The 15,274-nt window shown below is 67.2% G+C and carries 17 protein-coding genes; 5 read left to right on the top strand and 12 right to left on the bottom strand.

The features are described from left to right. Positions 1-179 precede the first annotated feature (179 nt). The 4 genes from SB786_RS14330 to SB786_RS14315 form a co-directional block, all read right to left on the bottom strand. On the bottom strand, positions 180-635 hold the full coding sequence (locus tag SB786_RS14330) for an ExbD/TolR family protein (protein WP_410728012.1): 456 nt from the start codon (positions 633-635) through the stop codon (positions 180-182). A 22-nt stretch (positions 636-657) separates the two neighbouring features. Next, positions 658-1,326 (bottom strand): MotA/TolQ/ExbB proton channel family protein, encoded by a 669-nt coding sequence (locus SB786_RS14325; RefSeq protein WP_006762731.1) that lies wholly within the window; start codon positions 1,324-1,326, stop codon positions 658-660. Positions 1,327-1,345: 19 nt separating this feature from the next. Beyond that, positions 1,346-2,143, bottom strand: coding sequence for a 4-hydroxy-tetrahydrodipicolinate reductase (dapB, locus tag SB786_RS14320; RefSeq protein ID WP_410728011.1), 798 nt, complete (start codon positions 2,141-2,143; stop codon positions 1,346-1,348). Between the two features lie 65 nt (positions 2,144-2,208). After that, complete coding sequence (locus SB786_RS14315; RefSeq protein WP_410728010.1) at positions 2,209-3,006, bottom strand: outer membrane protein assembly factor BamE; 798 nt, start codon at positions 3,004-3,006, stop codon at positions 2,209-2,211. Positions 3,007-3,148: 142 nt separating this feature from the next. Between SB786_RS14315 and fur the strand changes: the two genes are divergently transcribed. Beyond that, entirely contained in the window at positions 3,149-3,577 is a 429-nt protein-coding gene (gene fur / locus SB786_RS14310) for a ferric iron uptake transcriptional regulator (protein ID WP_410728009.1), read from the top strand. Positions 3,578-3,787: 210 nt separating this feature from the next. On the opposite strand, the gene SB786_RS14305 is transcribed toward fur, so the two are convergent. From SB786_RS14305 to SB786_RS14295, 3 genes are all read right to left on the bottom strand, one after another. Beyond that, a complete protein-coding gene (locus SB786_RS14305) occupies positions 3,788-4,312 on the bottom strand; it encodes an ureidoglycolate lyase (RefSeq protein ID WP_006753313.1) in 525 nt (174 codons plus the stop codon). A 14-nt stretch (positions 4,313-4,326) separates the two neighbouring features. After that, positions 4,327-5,334 (bottom strand): allantoicase, encoded by a 1,008-nt coding sequence (alc, locus tag SB786_RS14300; protein WP_410728007.1) that lies wholly within the window; start codon positions 5,332-5,334, stop codon positions 4,327-4,329. Between the two features lie 106 nt (positions 5,335-5,440). Then, positions 5,441-6,763 (bottom strand): C4-dicarboxylate transporter DctA, encoded by a 1,323-nt coding sequence (locus SB786_RS14295; protein WP_006760298.1) that lies wholly within the window; start codon positions 6,761-6,763, stop codon positions 5,441-5,443. A gap of 212 nt (positions 6,764-6,975) precedes the next feature. On the opposite strand from SB786_RS14295, the gene SB786_RS14290 reads away from it, so the two are divergent. After that, positions 6,976-7,725 carry a FadR/GntR family transcriptional regulator gene (locus SB786_RS14290; protein ID WP_410728006.1) on the top strand — a complete coding sequence of 250 codons (750 nt, stop codon included), beginning with the start codon at positions 6,976-6,978 and terminating at the stop codon, positions 7,723-7,725. A gap of 79 nt (positions 7,726-7,804) precedes the next feature. Here the strand turns inward: SB786_RS14290 and gap are convergent, their stop codons facing one another. Both gap and tkt read right to left on the bottom strand, forming a co-directional pair. Then, entirely contained in the window at positions 7,805-8,815 is a 1,011-nt protein-coding gene (gene gap / locus SB786_RS14285; RefSeq protein ID WP_059581011.1) for a type I glyceraldehyde-3-phosphate dehydrogenase, read from the bottom strand. A gap of 88 nt (positions 8,816-8,903) precedes the next feature. After that, complete coding sequence (gene tkt / locus SB786_RS14280; RefSeq protein ID WP_410728005.1) at positions 8,904-10,976, bottom strand: transketolase; 2,073 nt, start codon at positions 10,974-10,976, stop codon at positions 8,904-8,906. A gap of 218 nt (positions 10,977-11,194) precedes the next feature. Here tkt and speE point away from each other — a divergent pair, with 218 nt between their 5' ends. The 3 genes from speE (at position 11,195) to SB786_RS14265 (ending at position 13,466) form a co-directional block, all read left to right on the top strand. Further along, positions 11,195-12,052, top strand: a complete 858-nt coding sequence (gene speE / locus SB786_RS14275) for a polyamine aminopropyltransferase (protein WP_410728004.1) — start codon at positions 11,195-11,197, stop codon at positions 12,050-12,052. A 212-nt stretch (positions 12,053-12,264) separates the two neighbouring features. After that, on the top strand, positions 12,265-12,681 hold the full coding sequence (locus SB786_RS14270; RefSeq protein WP_410728003.1) for a VOC family protein: 417 nt from the start codon (positions 12,265-12,267) through the stop codon (positions 12,679-12,681). A 17-nt stretch (positions 12,682-12,698) separates the two neighbouring features. After that, complete coding sequence (locus tag SB786_RS14265; RefSeq protein ID WP_410728002.1) at positions 12,699-13,466, top strand: 16S rRNA (uracil(1498)-N(3))-methyltransferase; 768 nt, start codon at positions 12,699-12,701, stop codon at positions 13,464-13,466. 57 nt (positions 13,467-13,523) lie between these two features. On the opposite strand, the gene SB786_RS14260 is transcribed toward SB786_RS14265, so the two are convergent. The 3 genes from SB786_RS14260 to SB786_RS14250 form a co-directional block, all read right to left on the bottom strand. After that, positions 13,524-13,934 (bottom strand): hypothetical protein, encoded by a 411-nt coding sequence (locus tag SB786_RS14260; protein ID WP_410728001.1) that lies wholly within the window; start codon positions 13,932-13,934, stop codon positions 13,524-13,526. Positions 13,935-14,248: 314 nt separating this feature from the next. Further along, entirely contained in the window at positions 14,249-14,812 is a 564-nt protein-coding gene (locus SB786_RS14255) for a barstar family protein (protein WP_006753300.1), read from the bottom strand. A 16-nt stretch (positions 14,813-14,828) separates the two neighbouring features. Next, on the bottom strand, positions 14,829-15,260 hold the full coding sequence (locus tag SB786_RS14250; RefSeq protein ID WP_410728000.1) for a ribonuclease: 432 nt from the start codon (positions 15,258-15,260) through the stop codon (positions 14,829-14,831). Positions 15,261-15,274: the final 14 nt, after the last annotated feature.

The raw sequence follows: 15,274 nt of genomic DNA, 5'->3' as shown, positions 1-15,274 counted from the left end.
TCCGGATATTTTCCGGGTTACCTGGAAAATTCCGGGTTACCTGGAAAAAACCTGCCAGCCGGGAAAAACGATGATTATACCGTCAGCGCCGGCCCATCCGGCCGGTCTTGCGGCGCGCGGCCCGATCCCGCGGCGGGCGCGAACTGGCCTGATGATCCGCGCGGCGGTTCGCCGGCGCGTCAGTGTTTCGCGCCCGCGGCGGCCGGCGCGGCGGCGCCCGCCGGCGGCACGTCGGTGACGAAGCCGATCCGCGTGAGGCCCGCGGCCTGCGCGGCGCCCATCACCTGCGCGATCACGTCGTAGCGGGTCGCGCGCGACGCGCGCAGCCGCAACTCGGGCGGCGCGGCGCCTGCTGCTGCGGCTTGAAAGCGCGCCGGCAGCGCGTCGAGTGCGACGGGTGTGTCGTCCCAGTACAGCTTGCCGGCGTCGTCGATCGACAGCGTGACCGATTGCGGCGTATCGCGCGCGACGCCGGCCGCGACCTTCGGCAGGTCGAGCCGGATCGCGTGCGTCATCAGCGGCGCGGTGATGATGAAGATGACGAGCAGCACGAGCATCACGTCGATCAGCGGCGTCATGTTGATCTCCGCCATCGGCGCGGACGTCTTGTGGTGCTCCAGTCCGCCGAATGCCATGGTCGCTCCTCCCGGCCGCGCGTCAGGCGCCCTGCGCGCACACGAATACGTGCAGGTCGCGCGCGAAGCCGTCGAGTTCCTCGGCGAGCTGGCGCACGAGTCGCCCGAGGATGTTGTAGGCAAGCACCGCGGGAATCGCGACGACGAGCCCGAACGCAGTCATGATCAGCGCCTCGCCGACCGGCCCCGCGACGTTCTCGATCTGCGCCTGTCCGCTCGCGGCGATGCTGCCGAGCGCGTGATAGATGCCCCACACGGTGCCGAGCAGCCCGACGAACGGCGCGGTGCTGCCGATCGACGCGAGCAGCACCTGACCGAACTCGAGACGCCGCTGCGAGCGCAGCATCGCGTGACGCAGCGCGCGCAGCACGCGTTCGCTGCGCTCGACGCGCGCGGCCAGCGCGGCCGGATCGTGTTGGTCGGCCGCGTCGCGCGCGGCTTCGGCGAGCGGCACGAACACGCGCTCGCGATCGGCGCCGGCGAGCGCGTCGATGCCCGCGTCGAGCGACGCCGCGCGCCAGAACGCGGCGAGCGCGCGCGGCCCCTGCCGCTTCGCGCGGACCAGCAGCCAGGCCTTCATGAGGAGAAAGCACCAGCTGGCGACGGACATCGCCAGCAGCACGTAGGCGACGGCGTGCGTGATCGCATCGCCGCTTTCGAGGTAGTGGACAACGCCGGTGGGAATCGCCATCGGAGTTTCCCCGTGAGGGTCAGCGCAGGCCGAGCACGTCCTGCATGTCGAACAGGCCGGCGCCGCGCGCCGACAGGAAGCGGACCGCACGCAGCGCGCCCTGCGCGTACGACACGCGGCTCGACGACTTGTGCGTGATCTCGATCCGTTCGCCGATCCCGGCGAACAGCACGGTGTGATCGCCGACGATGTCGCCGCCGCGCACGGCCGCAAAGCCAATCGTCGACGGATCGCGTTCGCCCGTCACGCCGTGGCGGCCGTACACCGCGCAGTCGTCGAGCGAGCGCCCGAGCGCGCCGGCCACCGCTTCGCCCATCATCAGCGCGGTGCCCGACGGCGCGTCGACCTTGTGACGGTGGTGCGCCTCGATGATTTCGATGTCGTAGCCGTGCGAGAAATGCTTCGCCGCGAATTCGAGCAGCTTCAGCGTGACGTTCACGCCGACGCTCATGTTCGCCGCGAACACGATGCCGATCCTGGCCGCGGCGGCCTGCAGCTCGGCCTTCTGCTCGGCGGTGAAGCCGGTCGTGCCGATCACGAGCTTCACGTCGTGGCGCAGCGCGGCCGCGACGTGCGCGATCGTGCCTTCCGGCCGCGTGAAGTCGATCAGGTAGTCGGCCTGCGCGAACACGGCGTCGAGGTCGTCGGTCAGCTTGACTCCGGTTTCCTTGCCGAGGAACGCGCCCGCGTCCTGGCCGAGGAACGGCGAATCGGCGCGGTCGAGCGCGCCGACCAGCTGCGCGTCGGAATCGTCGAGAACGGCTTCGATCAGCATCCGGCCCATACGGCCCGATGCACCGGCAATCGCAATCTTCATGGCTTTCTACACGACAGGTCTAAAGGCGGGCGGCGCATGCCGCCCTGTTTCCGCACGCCAGACGCTTACTGGGCCGGCGCGTTGAGCGGCTGGTTCTGCAGGTTGTCGGAGCCTTGCGGGCCGACGGGCGGCGCCGCTTCGTTCGACACGTTCGGCTGCGGCGGGCGATGGAACTGGAACTGCGGCTGGATCGCCGGCGCGGCGCCCGGCGGCTGGCCGCCCGGCACCGGCGGGCCGCCCGAAGCCTGCGCGGACGGCGTGAAGCGGCGGCTGGCCGAGCCCTGCCCCGATACCTGGTTGGTCGCGCGGTTCGCCGCGCGCGCCGCCTGGGCGTTCGCATCCTGGTCGACCGCCGCGCCGGACGCCAGCCCGGCGGACGGGCTCGCGGCCTCGGCAGCCTGCGCGGCGCTCGCGGCGGCGGCCGCTTCGGCCGCCTTCTTCGCCGCGGCTGCGGCCTTCGCCTTCTTGCCGCCGCGGTCGCCGTCGATATCGGCCAGCAGGTCGAGCTCGGAAGGCAGGTTGTCGGCGCCCGTCCAGCTCGCGAGGCGATCGCCCGCGAACGTCAGCACGAGATCGCGCTGCTGGACGACGGACGTCGAGCCGCGCTTGAAGTAAAAGAGGTAATCCCAGCGGTCGGCATGGAACATGTCCGCCAGCAGCGGCGTGCCGAGCAGCGCGCGCACCTGCTCGCGCGTCATGCCGGCCTGCAGCTGCGCGGCCTTCTCCTGCGACACGAAGTTGCCCTGCACGACCGTGATCCGATAGGGCGTGATGCTCTGCGCGATGCGCTGCGTCACGCTGTCGTACGACGAACAACCAGCCAGCGCGGCAACGGCGGCGGCAGCGATGATGGCACTCCGCATGCGACTCCTCTGAAAGTGCGAAAGGGATTCCGGGAACATTTCCGTCACCGTGCAGGCCCGCGTCGCGAGCCGCGCGTGTTTCTGGAACGGCGAAAAGCCGGTAACATTGAAGCCCTGCATTGTACTCTAGGGATGCCTAGCCATGACCAATCCGACGGATCTCAAGAATATCGGGCTAAAGGCCACCCTACCGCGCCTCAAGATTCTCGAGATCTTCCAGCAAAGCCCGGTGCGTCACCTGACTGCCGAAGACGTCTACCGCAACCTGCTCAACGAGCAACTCGACATCGGGCTCGCCACCGTTTACCGCGTGCTGACGCAGTTCGAGCAGGCCGGCCTGCTCACGCGCAGCAACTTCGAATCCGGCAAGGCCGTGTTCGAATTGAATGAAGGTTCGCACCACGATCACCTCGTCTGCCTCGATTGCGGCCGCGTCGAGGAGTTCTTCGATACCGAGATCGAAAGCCGCCAGCAGGCCATCGCGAAGGAACGCGGCTTCCGGCTCCAGGAACACTCGCTCGCGATGTACGGTTCGTGCACGACCGAGAACTGCCCGCACCGCAAGCACTGATCGAACCCTTCGCACCCGTGCGACGGCCCGGCCGGCACCTCGCCGCCCGGGCCGTGTTGTTTTTGGAACCGGAATGAAAGCGCCCCGCGGTCGCCTGCGGGCCGGGTCGAAACGAATGTTTTCAATCGATCGTGCTGCGGCGAGCCTTGCAGCCGCCGCGCGACCGTCGACGCCCGATGATCGACGCCTGATGCCGCCCTTCGTCGTGCGTCAGGCCGCGCTCGCGCAGGCCGGCTCGAACTCGAGCGCCCATGCGTCGTCGAGCGGAATCTCGTCGCAGTTCGGCTGCGGGCCGCCGCGGTCGACAATCACGAAGTCGCTCACCGCGTCGAGCGCGAGCAGCGGATGGTGCCAGACGCCCTTCGCATAATTCACGCCCTGCCAGCCTTCGGCCAGGAACGCGCGCATCGCGTCGGGCCGGAACTCGCCGGCCGGCGCGACGACGATCGCGTAGCGCGACACGGCCGCGAGCGGGATGAACGCCTGGCTGCCGTGCGGATGGCGCTCCATCAGCGTGATCGCGACCGGCAGCGCGCGCGGCTGCGCGCGAAACACGCTGACGAGCGGCCGGCCGCCGTCCGCGCAGACATCGATCGTCGCGAGATCGTGAAAGCGCTCGGTCGTGCCGCCGTTGATCGGGAAATGCCGCGCGCCTTCGAGCGCGATCACGTCGCCGAACGGCGCGAACGCTTCGCGGGTCAGGCGCTCGACGCGCAGGATGTGGGGTCCGCTCATGCCGTTGCCCTCCTTCAAGCCGGCTCGCCCCACAGACGCAGGCGCGACACGCCGCCGTCCGGGAAGATGTTGAAGCGCACGTGCGTGACCGGGCCGAGCGCCGCGAGCTGGTCGAACGTATGCACGTGGTCCATCTGCAGCTTTTGCTCGCCGAGCAGTTCAGCCCAGAACATCGCCTGCGTGACGAGCGAGTCGTCGGTGCCGCCCGCGACCCGCGCGGCCTGCAGCGAACAGCGGTCGGGGAAGTTGCCCTTGAAGAACGCCGTATCGACCTCGACGCGCCGGATGATGCCCGGCCGCGCCAGCGCGACGATCGCCCAGTCGTTGCCGGGCTCGCGGCGCCGCCGCGTTTCCCAGCCGTCGCCCATGTTCGCGCCGCGCCCCGGCATCAGCATCTGCGAGGCCGGACCGAAGTGCTGGTTGTTCGCGGCCACCAGGTAGCCGCCGTTCTCGATCGCCGCGAGATCGACGAGCTCGCCCGTCGGAACGTGGCGCCAGTCGCGCTGCGGCTGGCCGTACACGCGCAAGCGCGCGAGCCCGCCGTCCGGATACAGGTTCACGCGCAGGTGCGTGAACGGTTGCGCGTCATCGACGCCGACATAGTGATGCGAATTGCCCTGCAGCGTCGTCGCGGGGACGATCGTGCGCCAATCGGCGTCGTCCGGCGGCGTGTCGCCGTTCACCGCGCAAGCGTCGATCGACGCAGCCGGCGGGAAGTTGCCGGTGAAGTGGCTCGTATCGAGATCGACGCCGTAAATCACGCCCGGCCGCGCGAGCCGGACCACGCAGAAGTCGTGGCCGGTGGTGCGCTTGCGGCGCGTTTCCCAGCCGTCCATCCACTTGCCGTGATCGTCGTACTTGCCGGGAATGAAGACGGCCGGCTCGGGATTGAGCATGCGCTCCTTCGGCGCGAAGAATTCGTCGCTCGCGAAGAGCGCCTGCGCGCCCAGTCGCGGGTCGGCGAGGTTCATGTAGCGCCGCGTGAAGGCCGGCGCGTTCGGATCGAGGATGGGGGCTGCCATGTCGTCTCCACTATTTTTTCGAGATGGGTCGGCGCGTCGTGGCGCCGGCCGCGGGAAATTCGCTCGCGCGCGGCAGCCGGGGCAAGCCGCTGCGCACGCGTGATACTCAGAGCGCGTGAGCCTGGTCGCCGGCGACCGGTGCGCTGCTGCCCTGTGCGTCGGCCGCCACGTAGCGCAGCTCGCGGTTCAGCACGCGCGTCGCGCGGGCCCGGTCGATGTCGTTCTCCCACACTGCGACGACCACCGTCGCGACGCAGTTGCCGATCAGGTTGGTCAGCGCGCGGGCGATGCCGACGAACCAGTCGACCGGCAGGATCAGCACGAGGCCGAGCACCGGAATCGCGGGAATCGCCGACAGCGTCGCCGCGAGGATCACGATCGCCGAACCCGGAATCCCGTGCGCGCCCTTCGACGTGACGAGCGATACGAGCAGCACGACGATCAGGTCATGCGTGGACAGCGGCGTATTGGTAGCCTGCGCGATGAACAGCACGGCGAGCGTCAGGTAGATCGAGAAGCCGTCGAGGTTGAACGAGTAGCCGGTCGGGATCACGAGGCCGACCGTCGAATCCTTGATGCCCATGTATTCGAGCTTGCTCATCACCTGCGGCAGCACCGCGTCCGACGATGCCGTGCCGAGCACGATCGACAGTTCCTCGCGCAGGTAGCGGATCAGCTTGAACACCGAGAAACCCGCGAGACGCATCACCACGCCGAGCACGACCGTGACGAACACGAAGCAGCTCAGGTAGAACACCGCGACGAGGTAGCCGAGCTGCTTGAGCGACGAGACGCCGTACTTGCCGGTCGTGAACGCGATCGCACCGAGCACGCCGAGCGGCGCGAGCTTGATGATGAAGCCGATGATGCGGAAGAACACGTGCGACAGTTCCTCGATCAGGCTGTTCACGCGCTGCGCCTTGTCGCCGAGCAGCGACAGCGCGGAGCCGAACAGCACCGCGAACACGAGGATCTGCAGGATGTCGCCCTTCGCGAACGCGTCGATCGCGGTCTCGGGGATGATCTTCATCAGGTAGCCGGCCGTGTCCTTCAGGCTTTCGGCGTTCTTCGCGTACGACGTGAGCGAAGCTGCGTCGAGCGAGCGGAGATCGATGTTCATCCCGACGCCCGGGCGCGTGAGCCACGCGAGGACGAGCCCGATGCCGAGCGCGAGCGTGGTCATCACCTCGAAGTAGATGACGGCCTTCAGCCCGACCCGGCCGACCTTCTTCAGATCGCCCGCATTGGCCATCCCGCTGACCACGACGCAGAACACGATCGGGCCGATGACCATCTTGATGAGCTTCAGGAAGCCGTCGCCGAGCGGTCGCAGCGACTCGGCGAAATGCGGGAAGAACGCGCCGAGCGCGACCCCCAGGATTAATGCGACGACTACCCGGCCAAACAGCGAATTGAGGAATTTCGACACGGCGCTCTCCCGATCAACGGTTGCAGTTTCGTCTGTTCATACTGGTAAGACCAGTGATGTTATGGTGGATAGTAGGAAGCCGATATAGTGTCGTCAAGCGCGATCAAAATAGGGATTTCCCTCCCATGCGCACCGATTTTCCGGCGCGCCAAACAGGGGCGGATCGTGGCTTTCCCGTAGGGCGCTCATGCTCCGCACGCGCGCGGATTACAATGCCGGTCAGACCGGCCATCGCTCACATCATGAAAAACGTTCCGCACACCGTGACCGACGCCGCCATCGCGACGATCCGCGACCGGATCGAGGCAGGCGTCTATCCGGTCGGCAGCCTGCTGCCGGCCCAGCGCCAGCTCTCCGAGGAGCTGGAGATCAGCCGTGCGTCGCTGCGCGAGGCGCTCTCCACGCTCGAGGCGCTCGGGATGCTGCGCATCCGCGCCGGCAAGGGCGTCTATGTCGAAAGCGCGCAGGCGAGCGCCGCCCATCCATGGCAGTTCGCCGAGCAGTCGTCGCCGCCCGACACGTACCAGATGCGCTATGCGCTCGAAGGGTTCGCCGCGCGGATGGCTGCGCACGTCGTCACCGACGACGACATCGCATGGTTCGAGGACAACCTCGCCGACCTGCACGTGGCGCTCACCGACAGCGAGCTGGACGAAGCGTCGCGGCTCGACTTCGACTTCCACATGCGGATCATCCATCTCGCCGGCAACGCGGCGATCGAGTCCGTGCTGCGCAGCAGCGCGGACATCATGAAGGAAAGCCAGCGCATGCCGTTCTACCGGCGCGAGCTGCTGCTGTCGACGTGGCACGAGCACCGCGCGATCGTCGACGCGCTGATCGCCCGCGATGCGGCCGCGGCCGGCACCGCGATCGAGACGCACATCGCGAACGCCGCGCAGCGCGCGGGCATCTTCTTCCCGACGCCGTCCGGCAGCACCGTCGCGGCCCATCCCGCGAAATAAAAAAAGCCCGGCCGGAAAACACCCGGCCGGGCTTGTTCGCCGCGAAGGCCGCCTGACGGCGGCCACGCAACGTGCGGGATTACTTCGCGTTCGCGAACGCGACTGCCGTATCCAGCATGCGGTTCGAGAAACCCCACTCGTTGTCGTACCAGCTCGACACCTTGACGAGGCGGCCCGACACCTTGGTCAGCGTCGCGTCGAACGTCGACGAAGCCGGGTTGTGGTTGAAGTCGATCGACACCAGCGGCGCGTCGTTGTAGCCGAGGATGCCCTTCAGCGCGCCTTCCGATGCTTCCTTCATGATCGCGTTGACTTCCTCGACCGTCGTGTCGCGCTTGGCGATGAACGACAGGTCGACGATCGACACGTTGATCGTCGGGACACGGATCGCGTAGCCGTCGAGCTTGCCGTTCAGTTCCGGCAGCACGAGGCCGACGGCGGAAGCCGCGCCCGTCTTCGTCGGGATCTGGCTGTGGGTGGCCGAACGCGCGCGGCGCAGGTCTTCGTGATAGACGTCCGTCAGCACCTGGTCGTTCGTGTAAGCGTGGATCGTCGTCATCAGGCCGGTTTCGAGGCCGATCTTGTCGTTCAGCGGCTTGACGAGCGGCGCGAGGCAGTTCGTCGTGCACGATGCGTTCGAGATGACGGTGTGCTCGGCCTTCAGCACGTCGTGGTTCACGCCGTAGACGATCGTTGCGTCGACGTCCTTGCCGCCCGGCGCCGAGATGATCACCTTCTTCGCGCCACCCTTCAGGTGCGCGCTCGCCTTTTCCTTCGTCGTGAAGAAGCCCGTGCATTCCATCACGACGTCGACGCCGAGCTCGCCCCACGGCAGTTCTGCCGGGTTGCGGTTGGCCAGCACGCGGATCTTGTCGCCGTTCACGACGAGGTAGTCGCCGTCGACCGACACGTCGCCCGGGAACTTGCCGTGCGCGGTGTCGTACTGGGTCAGGTGCGCGTTGGTCTTCGCGTCGCCCAGGTCGTTGATCGCGACGATCTCGAGATCGTGCTTCTTGCCGTTTTCATAGAACGCGCGCAGCGTGTTGCGGCCGATGCGGCCGTAGCCGTTGATTGCGACGCGGATCGTCATGGTCTATCTCCTGATGGCTGAAAAAAATTAGTTACGTGCAGCTTCACGGTGCGACGCGCGCGACGGGTGGCGCGCGTCGCGAATGCTTTCAGGCCAGCACGGCCTTCGCGGTCTCGACGACGTGCTCGACGGTGAAGCCGAAGTACTTGAACAGCACGCCGGCCGGCGCCGATTCGCCGAACGTGTCGATCCCGACGACGCCGCCTTCGAGGCCGACGTACTTGTGCCAGAAGCTCGTCACGCCCGCTTCGATCGCGACGCGGCGCACGCCGTGCGGCAGCACGCGCTCACGATATTCGGCGTCCTGGCGATCGAACACGTTGGTCGACGGCATCGACACGACGCGGGCCGCGATGCCCTGCTGCGCGAGGGGCTCGACGGCCTTCATCGCGAGTTCGACTTCCGAGCCCGTTGCGATCAGGATGATCTTGCGCGCGACGATCTCTTCGTCCCAGTCCTTCAGCACGTAGCCGCCCTTCTCGATGTTCGCGATCTGCGCTTCGGTACGCGGGTTGAACGCGAGGTTCTGGCGGCTGAAGATCAGGCTCGACGGACGGTCGGCGGCAACGGCGTGGGTCCATGCGACGGCCGTCTCGACCGTGTCGGCCGGACGCCACACGTCGTGGTTCGGGATCAGGCGCAGGCTCGACACGTGCTCGACGGACTGGTGCGTCGGGCCGTCTTCGCCGAGGCCGATCGAATCGTGCGTGAACACGAAGATCGACGGGACTTTCATCAGCGCCGCGACGCGCAGCGCGTTGCGGCTGTAGTCGGAGAACGTCAGGAACGTGCCGCCGAACGGCTTGTGGCCGCCGTGCAGCGCGAGGCCGTTGAGCGCGGCGCTCATGCCGAATTCGCGCACGCCGTAGTTGATGTGGTTGCCGAGCAGCACGCCCGCGCCTTCCGGATTCGCGCGCACCGCCTTCGATGCCTTCCAGTTGGTCAGGTTCGAGCCGGTCAGGTCGGCCGAGCCGCCGAGCAGTTCCGGCAGGACGGCGGCGAGCCCTTCGATGGCCTGCTGCGACGCCTTGCGGGTCGCGACCGTCTCGGCGCGCTCGTTCGCGCCGGCGATGATCGCCGCGGCCTTCTCGGCCCAGTCGGGCGGCAGCTGGTTGGCCATCCGGCGCTCGAATTCAGCGGCTTCCGCCGGGAATTTCTCGCGATATTGCGCGAACGTCGCGTCCCATTCGGTCTCGGCACGCTTGCCGGCTTCCTTCGCGTCCCAGGCCGCATAGACTTCCTGCGGAATCACGAACGGCTCCCACTTCCAGCCGAGCGCTTCGCGCGTCTTCGCGATTTCTTCCGCGCCGAGCGCCGCGCCGTGCACGTCGTGGCCACCGGCCTTGGTCGCCGCGCCCTTGCCGATCACCGTCTTGCAGCAGATCAGCGTCGGTTTGTCAGACAGCTTCGCCTTCGCGATGGCCGCGTCGACCGCGTCGACGTCGTGGCCGTTCACGTTCGGGATCACGTTCCAGCCGTATGCCTCGAAGCGCTTCGGCGTGTCGTCGTGGAACCAGTTGACGACGTCGCCGTCGATCGAGATGCCGTTGTCGTCGTACAGCGCGATCAGCTTGTTCAGCTTCAGCGTGCCCGCGAGCGAGCAGGCTTCGTGCGAGATGCCTTCCATCAGGCAGCCGTCGCCGACGAACACGTACGTGTGGTGATCGACGATCTTCGCGCCGTCACGGTTGAACTCGTCGGCCATCAGCGCTTCGCCGAGCGCCATGCCGACCGCGTTCGCCAGACCCTGGCCGAGCGGGCCGGTGGTCGTCTCGACGCCCGGCGTGATGCCGTATTCGGGGTGCCCCGGCGTCTTCGAGTGCAGCTGGCGGAAATTCTTCAGTTCCTCGATCGGCAGGTCGTAGCCGGTCAGGTGCAGCAGCGAGTACAGCAGCATCGAGCCATGGCCGTTCGACAGCACGAAGCGGTCGCGGTCTGACCAGTGCGGGTTCGTCGGGTTGTGCTTCAGGTGGCGCGACCAGAGCGCAACGCCGATTTCGGCCATGCCCATCGGCATGCCGGGGTGGCCGGAGTTCGCTTGCTGGACGGCGTCCATCGCGAGCGCACGGATCGCGTTGGCCATCAGGGTGGTAGAGGCGGGAGACGAAGTCGTCATGTCGAGTCCGGAGAACGAGTCGAGGAAACGGGGGCACGGCGGCATCCGGAAGCTCGAGCGTCAATCGTTCCCGGCGCGCGGTGCGGCGCCTGACGGACGCGAAGCGGACGGAGCCTACGGACGGGGCTGCAAAGCTCGTCATTTTAACAGATGGGCCGACATTTCCCTTGTCGATGCGCGGTGTTCCGGCACGCTTTTCTGTACAACCGCACGCCTCCTATAATTCAGGCGTCGGAACTGCCCGCCCTCCCAGCGGCCCACCCGTGAACACGACCCTTCTCTTCCATCCCACGCCGAACGTCGCCTACGGCTTCCCGAACGCACGTCGGCTCGCGCACGTCGCGTCGTCGCACCAGCGCATCGAAGTCTGGGAAACGCCGCAGCTCGGGCGCCTGTTTACGCTGGACGGCCGGCCGATGACGTCGGTCGGCGACGAATACGTGTATCACGAGTGCATGACGCATCCGGCCGCACTCGCGCATCCGTGCCCGAAGAAGGCGCTCGTGCTCGGCGGCGGCGACGGCGGCGCCGCGCGCCAGTTGCTCAAGCACGCGTGCATCGAGCGGATCGTCGTCGCGGAGCTCGACGACGAAGTGGTCGGCATGGCGCGCCGCTATCTCGACGACGTGCACCAGGGCGCACTCGACGACCCGCGCGTCGAGGTCGTGATCGGCGACGCCGCGCATTTCGTCACGTCGACCATCGAGCATTTCGATCTCGTCGTGTTCGACCTCACGCCGCCCGATTCGCCCGCGGCCGGCCTCTATACGCGCGAGTTCTACGCGCGGCTCAAGCGGATCCTCACGCCGCGCGGCGCGATCTCGATGCACCTCGGCTCGCCGGTGTTCCACGCGGCGCGCATCGCCGCGCTGCTCGACGACCTGCGCGCGAGCTTCGCGGTCGTCGATCCGCTGTCCGCGCATGTGCCGCTGTACGGCTCCCAATGGCTGATGGCGATCGCGAGCGATACGCTCGATGCGGCGGCGCTGTTCGCGCACGACGTCGACGAACGCCTCGCCGCACGCCACGTGCAGGGATTGCGCTACTACGATGCGCGACTTCATGCGGCCCTCTTTGCCCTGCCGCGCGCGCTGCGCGATACACTGGGCGCTCGCCGCTGAGCTGACGGGCGAACGCATCGTTCTGCAGGAAGTCGCGCGTTCTCCCGCGCTCGACCTGCGACACTCAGGCCCGGAACGAATACCGGGGTCCCCCCAGATGTCCGCGACATGGCGCGGGACCGGGCGCCCGGGCGCCATACCCGTTGGACCGCGAAGCATGGGACCGGCGTAGCCGCTCAAGCGCCAACACTGTTCGACAGGAGATGATTTTCATGACCGATCCACGTCCGGCCAACGTGCCTTGGTTGACGCCCTATCTGGCCGTGCGAAATACGCAGGCGGCCATCGATTTCTTCCAGGCCGCATTCGGCTTCGAGCTGCGCGACGTTCTCGATGAAGACGGCGCGATCATGCACGTCGAGATGACCTACCGCGGGCAGCTGATCGTGATGTTCGCGCCCGAAGGCGCGTTCGGCTCGACCGCGCTCACGCCGAAGAGTGCGGACGCAACCGCCCCGCAATCGTTCTATCTGTATGTCGACGATGTCGACACGACCTGGCAGCGCGCGCTCGACGCGGGCGCGAAGTCGCTGACCGCGCCGCAGGACCAGTTCTGGGGCGACCGCTTCGCGCAGATCGAGGATCTCAACGGCTACCGGTGGGCGCTCGGTTGCCGCCTGAGCGCATGAACGGAGCCGCGCCCAACATGAGTGAAGCCACCACCACCGCGGCCGTGCCGCGCTTTTTCGTCGAAGGGGCGCTGCGCGCCGATGCGACGCTCACCCTGCCGGCCGAGGTCGCGCGTCACGCGCAGGTGCTCCGGCTGCAGCCCGGCGACACGCTCGCGCTGTTCGACGGCAGCGGCGGACAGTACCGCGCGCGACTCGTCGAGATCGACAAGCGCAACGCGCTCGCGCAGATCGAGGCGTTCGACCCGGCCGAGGCCGAGCCGCCGTATCGCGTCACGCTCGCGCAGGGCATCGCCGGCGGCGACAAGATGGACTGGGTCATCGAGAAAGCCGTCGAGCTCGGCGTCGCGGCGGTCGTGCCGCTGTCGACCGCGCGCGGCGTCGTGAAACTGTCGGGCGAGCGCGCGGACAAGCGCGTCGCGCACTGGCGCGGCGTCGTGCGCGCGTCGTGCGAACAATGCGGACGCAACCGCGTGCCCGACGTCGCGCCGGTACGCGGCTTCGGCGCGTGGCTCGACACGCTGCCGGCCGCGCCGGCCGACGGCGAGCTGCGGCTGCTGCTGTCGCCGCGCGCGAGCATCCCGTTCGCGTCGCTGCCCGACGCGCCGCCCGCGGCGGAAGTCACGCTGCTGATCGGGCCGGAAGGCGGTCTGTCGCCGGACGAAGAAAACGCGGCCCGCGCGCACGGGTTCACGGCGTTGTCGCTCGGGCCCCGTGTGCTGCGCACGGAAACGGCCGGTGCGGCCGTGCTCGCGGCGCTGGCGGCACGCTGGGGCGGGTGGTGAACGGCAACCGCGAACGATTCGATCCGGCTCTACTTCAACGCGCAGATCGTCTCGGGTTCATTCCGCGGCGATAAATTGCGTTGTCGTATTTGGAGGCAATCCGTGCAAGCGCATTATCGAGCGCGCCGTGACACCCGCCCGCCCATCGCGTACTTCCGCCTTGTACTCGCAATAATCTTCGGGAATGGCCATGGTGGCGGCCACCGTGTCGCCCATTGCCAGCACGAGCGAGCGCTCATGCATGGAACCTGCTGATCGACGCTCCCGCCGAGTCGACACACCCGAGCCCGGCTCGGACGTGTCGGCCCGACGGAAGGAAATGACGCGCAAATTGCCCGAAAAATCGACTTTTACCCCTTCGTCGACGCGGCTTACCTGGGTAATCCAGCAAATGTGCGCACCTTCCGCGAATCCCGTTGCCGGTGTCACCGCCATCCCAAGCATAAGAACCCCAGCAATTCGTTTCATGAATTTCATCGGACGAGTGAACGAGCGAAAATTGTATTTCGCTGCTCGAGCGGGTTTCCGCGACTCGTCAGATGCACGCGACAGACCGGCAAAATCTGCGCTGTCCTATTGCCTTGATCTGCTTATCGCTGGGATGGCTACGACGATGTGGAGCACGGTCCATGGGTACCCGGCATGCCCGCCGATTTTGTCGCCCAACGCAAAAAAACCCGCACAAAGGCGGGTTTCGGAGAAGTTGCGGACCTGATTCCGGTGCCGGCGGCGAACAACGACTGCAAGCCGCGATGACGCTGCGTACCGGCCCGCCGACGCGCTTACGCGAACGAATAGAACACGCGGAACGCGACCTTGCGCTCGGCCCAGAACTCGGCGGCTTCGCGGAACACGTCGAGCAGCGTCTCGCGCCCTTCCTTGTCGAATTTCTGCGCGATTGGCAGCCCTTCGAGGACGATCACGAACCCGGGCTGCGCGCCGGCCTTCGCGACGAGGTCGGTCAGGCAGTCGTACAGCGCGTCGTAGTTCTTCCCGAAATGCTTCGGAAACAGGAACGACGTCGCGATCGTCTCCATCACCTCCTGCTTCGACTGCGCTGCGCCGCAATACGCGTACAGGAAATGCTGGCCGAGCCGGCTGGCTTCGTCGGCGAGATCCTGCACGCGGAACGCGCGGATCGACTGCACGAGGTTGGGTCGCACGGTCGTGAAAAGGCTCATAGGCTCCTCGTTCGATGAAAGCCCGGGCTCGGCTTCCTGTTGCTCCGACGCGCCGCCGGCCTGTGCCACCGCGTGTAGTTGCATCACGCGCTGAAACAGATTGCCGTCGCCGGCCGCGAACAGTTCCGCCCCCGCCGTGTCGTGCGCGTAGATGGAGTCGCTCATGCCATTCATCCCGAAGTCATTCAACAATACGTTTAAAACTGTTGTAGTGGTCGTCCGTGTAATAACAGTTGTCGATCCGGCGCAACGGCCCGCCACAGACGATGCGGCGCGCGCCGCGATTGCGGGCGCGCGGCGTCGGCACCGTGTATTCGTGGTAGTAGCCGCGCTTCGCCTTCGGCAAGATCCGCTCGCGGTTGCCAAAGACGATGCCGTCTTTCTCGTACGGATAGGGGCCACCGGCGCCGATCAGGCCAAGCGTGGTCACGGCCTCGCGCGGCAGACGGGCGGTCGGGATCGTATCGACCCCGCCGACGGCCAGGTCGGCCGAAACGGCCTGCCGTGCGTAAGCGGCGGAAACCAGACTGCCCGTCGGTGTACCGACGATACCCATCGCGAACATCGCGAAGACGGACGCGAGCGCGCCGTTGCGGAGCCACTTGCGTGCCATGAACCAGGGTTCCC

This window comes from Burkholderia sp. SIMBA_062 (assembly GCF_046534765.1).
Lineage (GTDB): Bacteria > Pseudomonadota > Gammaproteobacteria > Burkholderiales > Burkholderiaceae > Burkholderia > Burkholderia ambifaria.
The sequence above is the reverse complement of the archived record's forward strand: the minus strand, read 5'-3'. Positions and strand labels throughout refer to the sequence as shown.

Bases quoted from the DNA above. Each gene is read 5' to 3' on its own strand.
- SB786_RS14315 (WP_410728010.1), bottom strand. From the start codon at position 3,006: ATGCGGAGTGCCATCATCGCTGCCGCCGCCGTTGCCGCGCTGGCTGGT.
- SB786_RS14330 (WP_410728012.1), bottom strand. From the start codon at position 635: ATGGCATTCGGCGGACTGGAGCACCACAAGACGTCCGCGCCGATGGCG.
- tkt (WP_410728005.1), bottom strand. From the start codon at position 10,976: ATGCCGCCGTGCCCCCGTTTCCTCGACTCGTTCTCCGGACTCGACATG.
- SB786_RS14265 (WP_410728002.1), top strand. From the start codon at position 12,699: ATGAGTGAAGCCACCACCACCGCGGCCGTGCCGCGCTTTTTCGTCGAA.
- SB786_RS14290 (WP_410728006.1), top strand. From the start codon at position 6,976: ATGCCGGTCAGACCGGCCATCGCTCACATCATGAAAAACGTTCCGCAC.
- gap (WP_059581011.1), bottom strand. From the start codon at position 8,815: ATGACGATCCGCGTCGCAATCAACGGCTACGGCCGCATCGGCCGCAAC.
- SB786_RS14250 (WP_410728000.1), bottom strand. From the start codon at position 15,260: ATGGCACGCAAGTGGCTCCGCAACGGCGCGCTCGCGTCCGTCTTCGCG.
- fur (WP_410728009.1), top strand. From the start codon at position 3,149: ATGACCAATCCGACGGATCTCAAGAATATCGGGCTAAAGGCCACCCTA.
- SB786_RS14260 (WP_410728001.1), bottom strand. From the start codon at position 13,934: ATGAAACGAATTGCTGGGGTTCTTATGCTTGGGATGGCGGTGACACCG.
- SB786_RS14325 (WP_006762731.1), bottom strand. From the start codon at position 1,326: ATGGCGATTCCCACCGGCGTTGTCCACTACCTCGAAAGCGGCGATGCG.
- dapB (WP_410728011.1), bottom strand. From the start codon at position 2,143: ATGAAGATTGCGATTGCCGGTGCATCGGGCCGTATGGGCCGGATGCTG.
- SB786_RS14305 (WP_006753313.1), bottom strand. From the start codon at position 4,312: ATGAGCGGACCCCACATCCTGCGCGTCGAGCGCCTGACCCGCGAAGCG.
- SB786_RS14255 (WP_006753300.1), bottom strand. From the start codon at position 14,812: ATGAGCGACTCCATCTACGCGCACGACACGGCGGGGGCGGAACTGTTC.
- alc (WP_410728007.1), bottom strand. From the start codon at position 5,334: ATGGCAGCCCCCATCCTCGATCCGAACGCGCCGGCCTTCACGCGGCGC.
- SB786_RS14270 (WP_410728003.1), top strand. From the start codon at position 12,265: ATGACCGATCCACGTCCGGCCAACGTGCCTTGGTTGACGCCCTATCTG.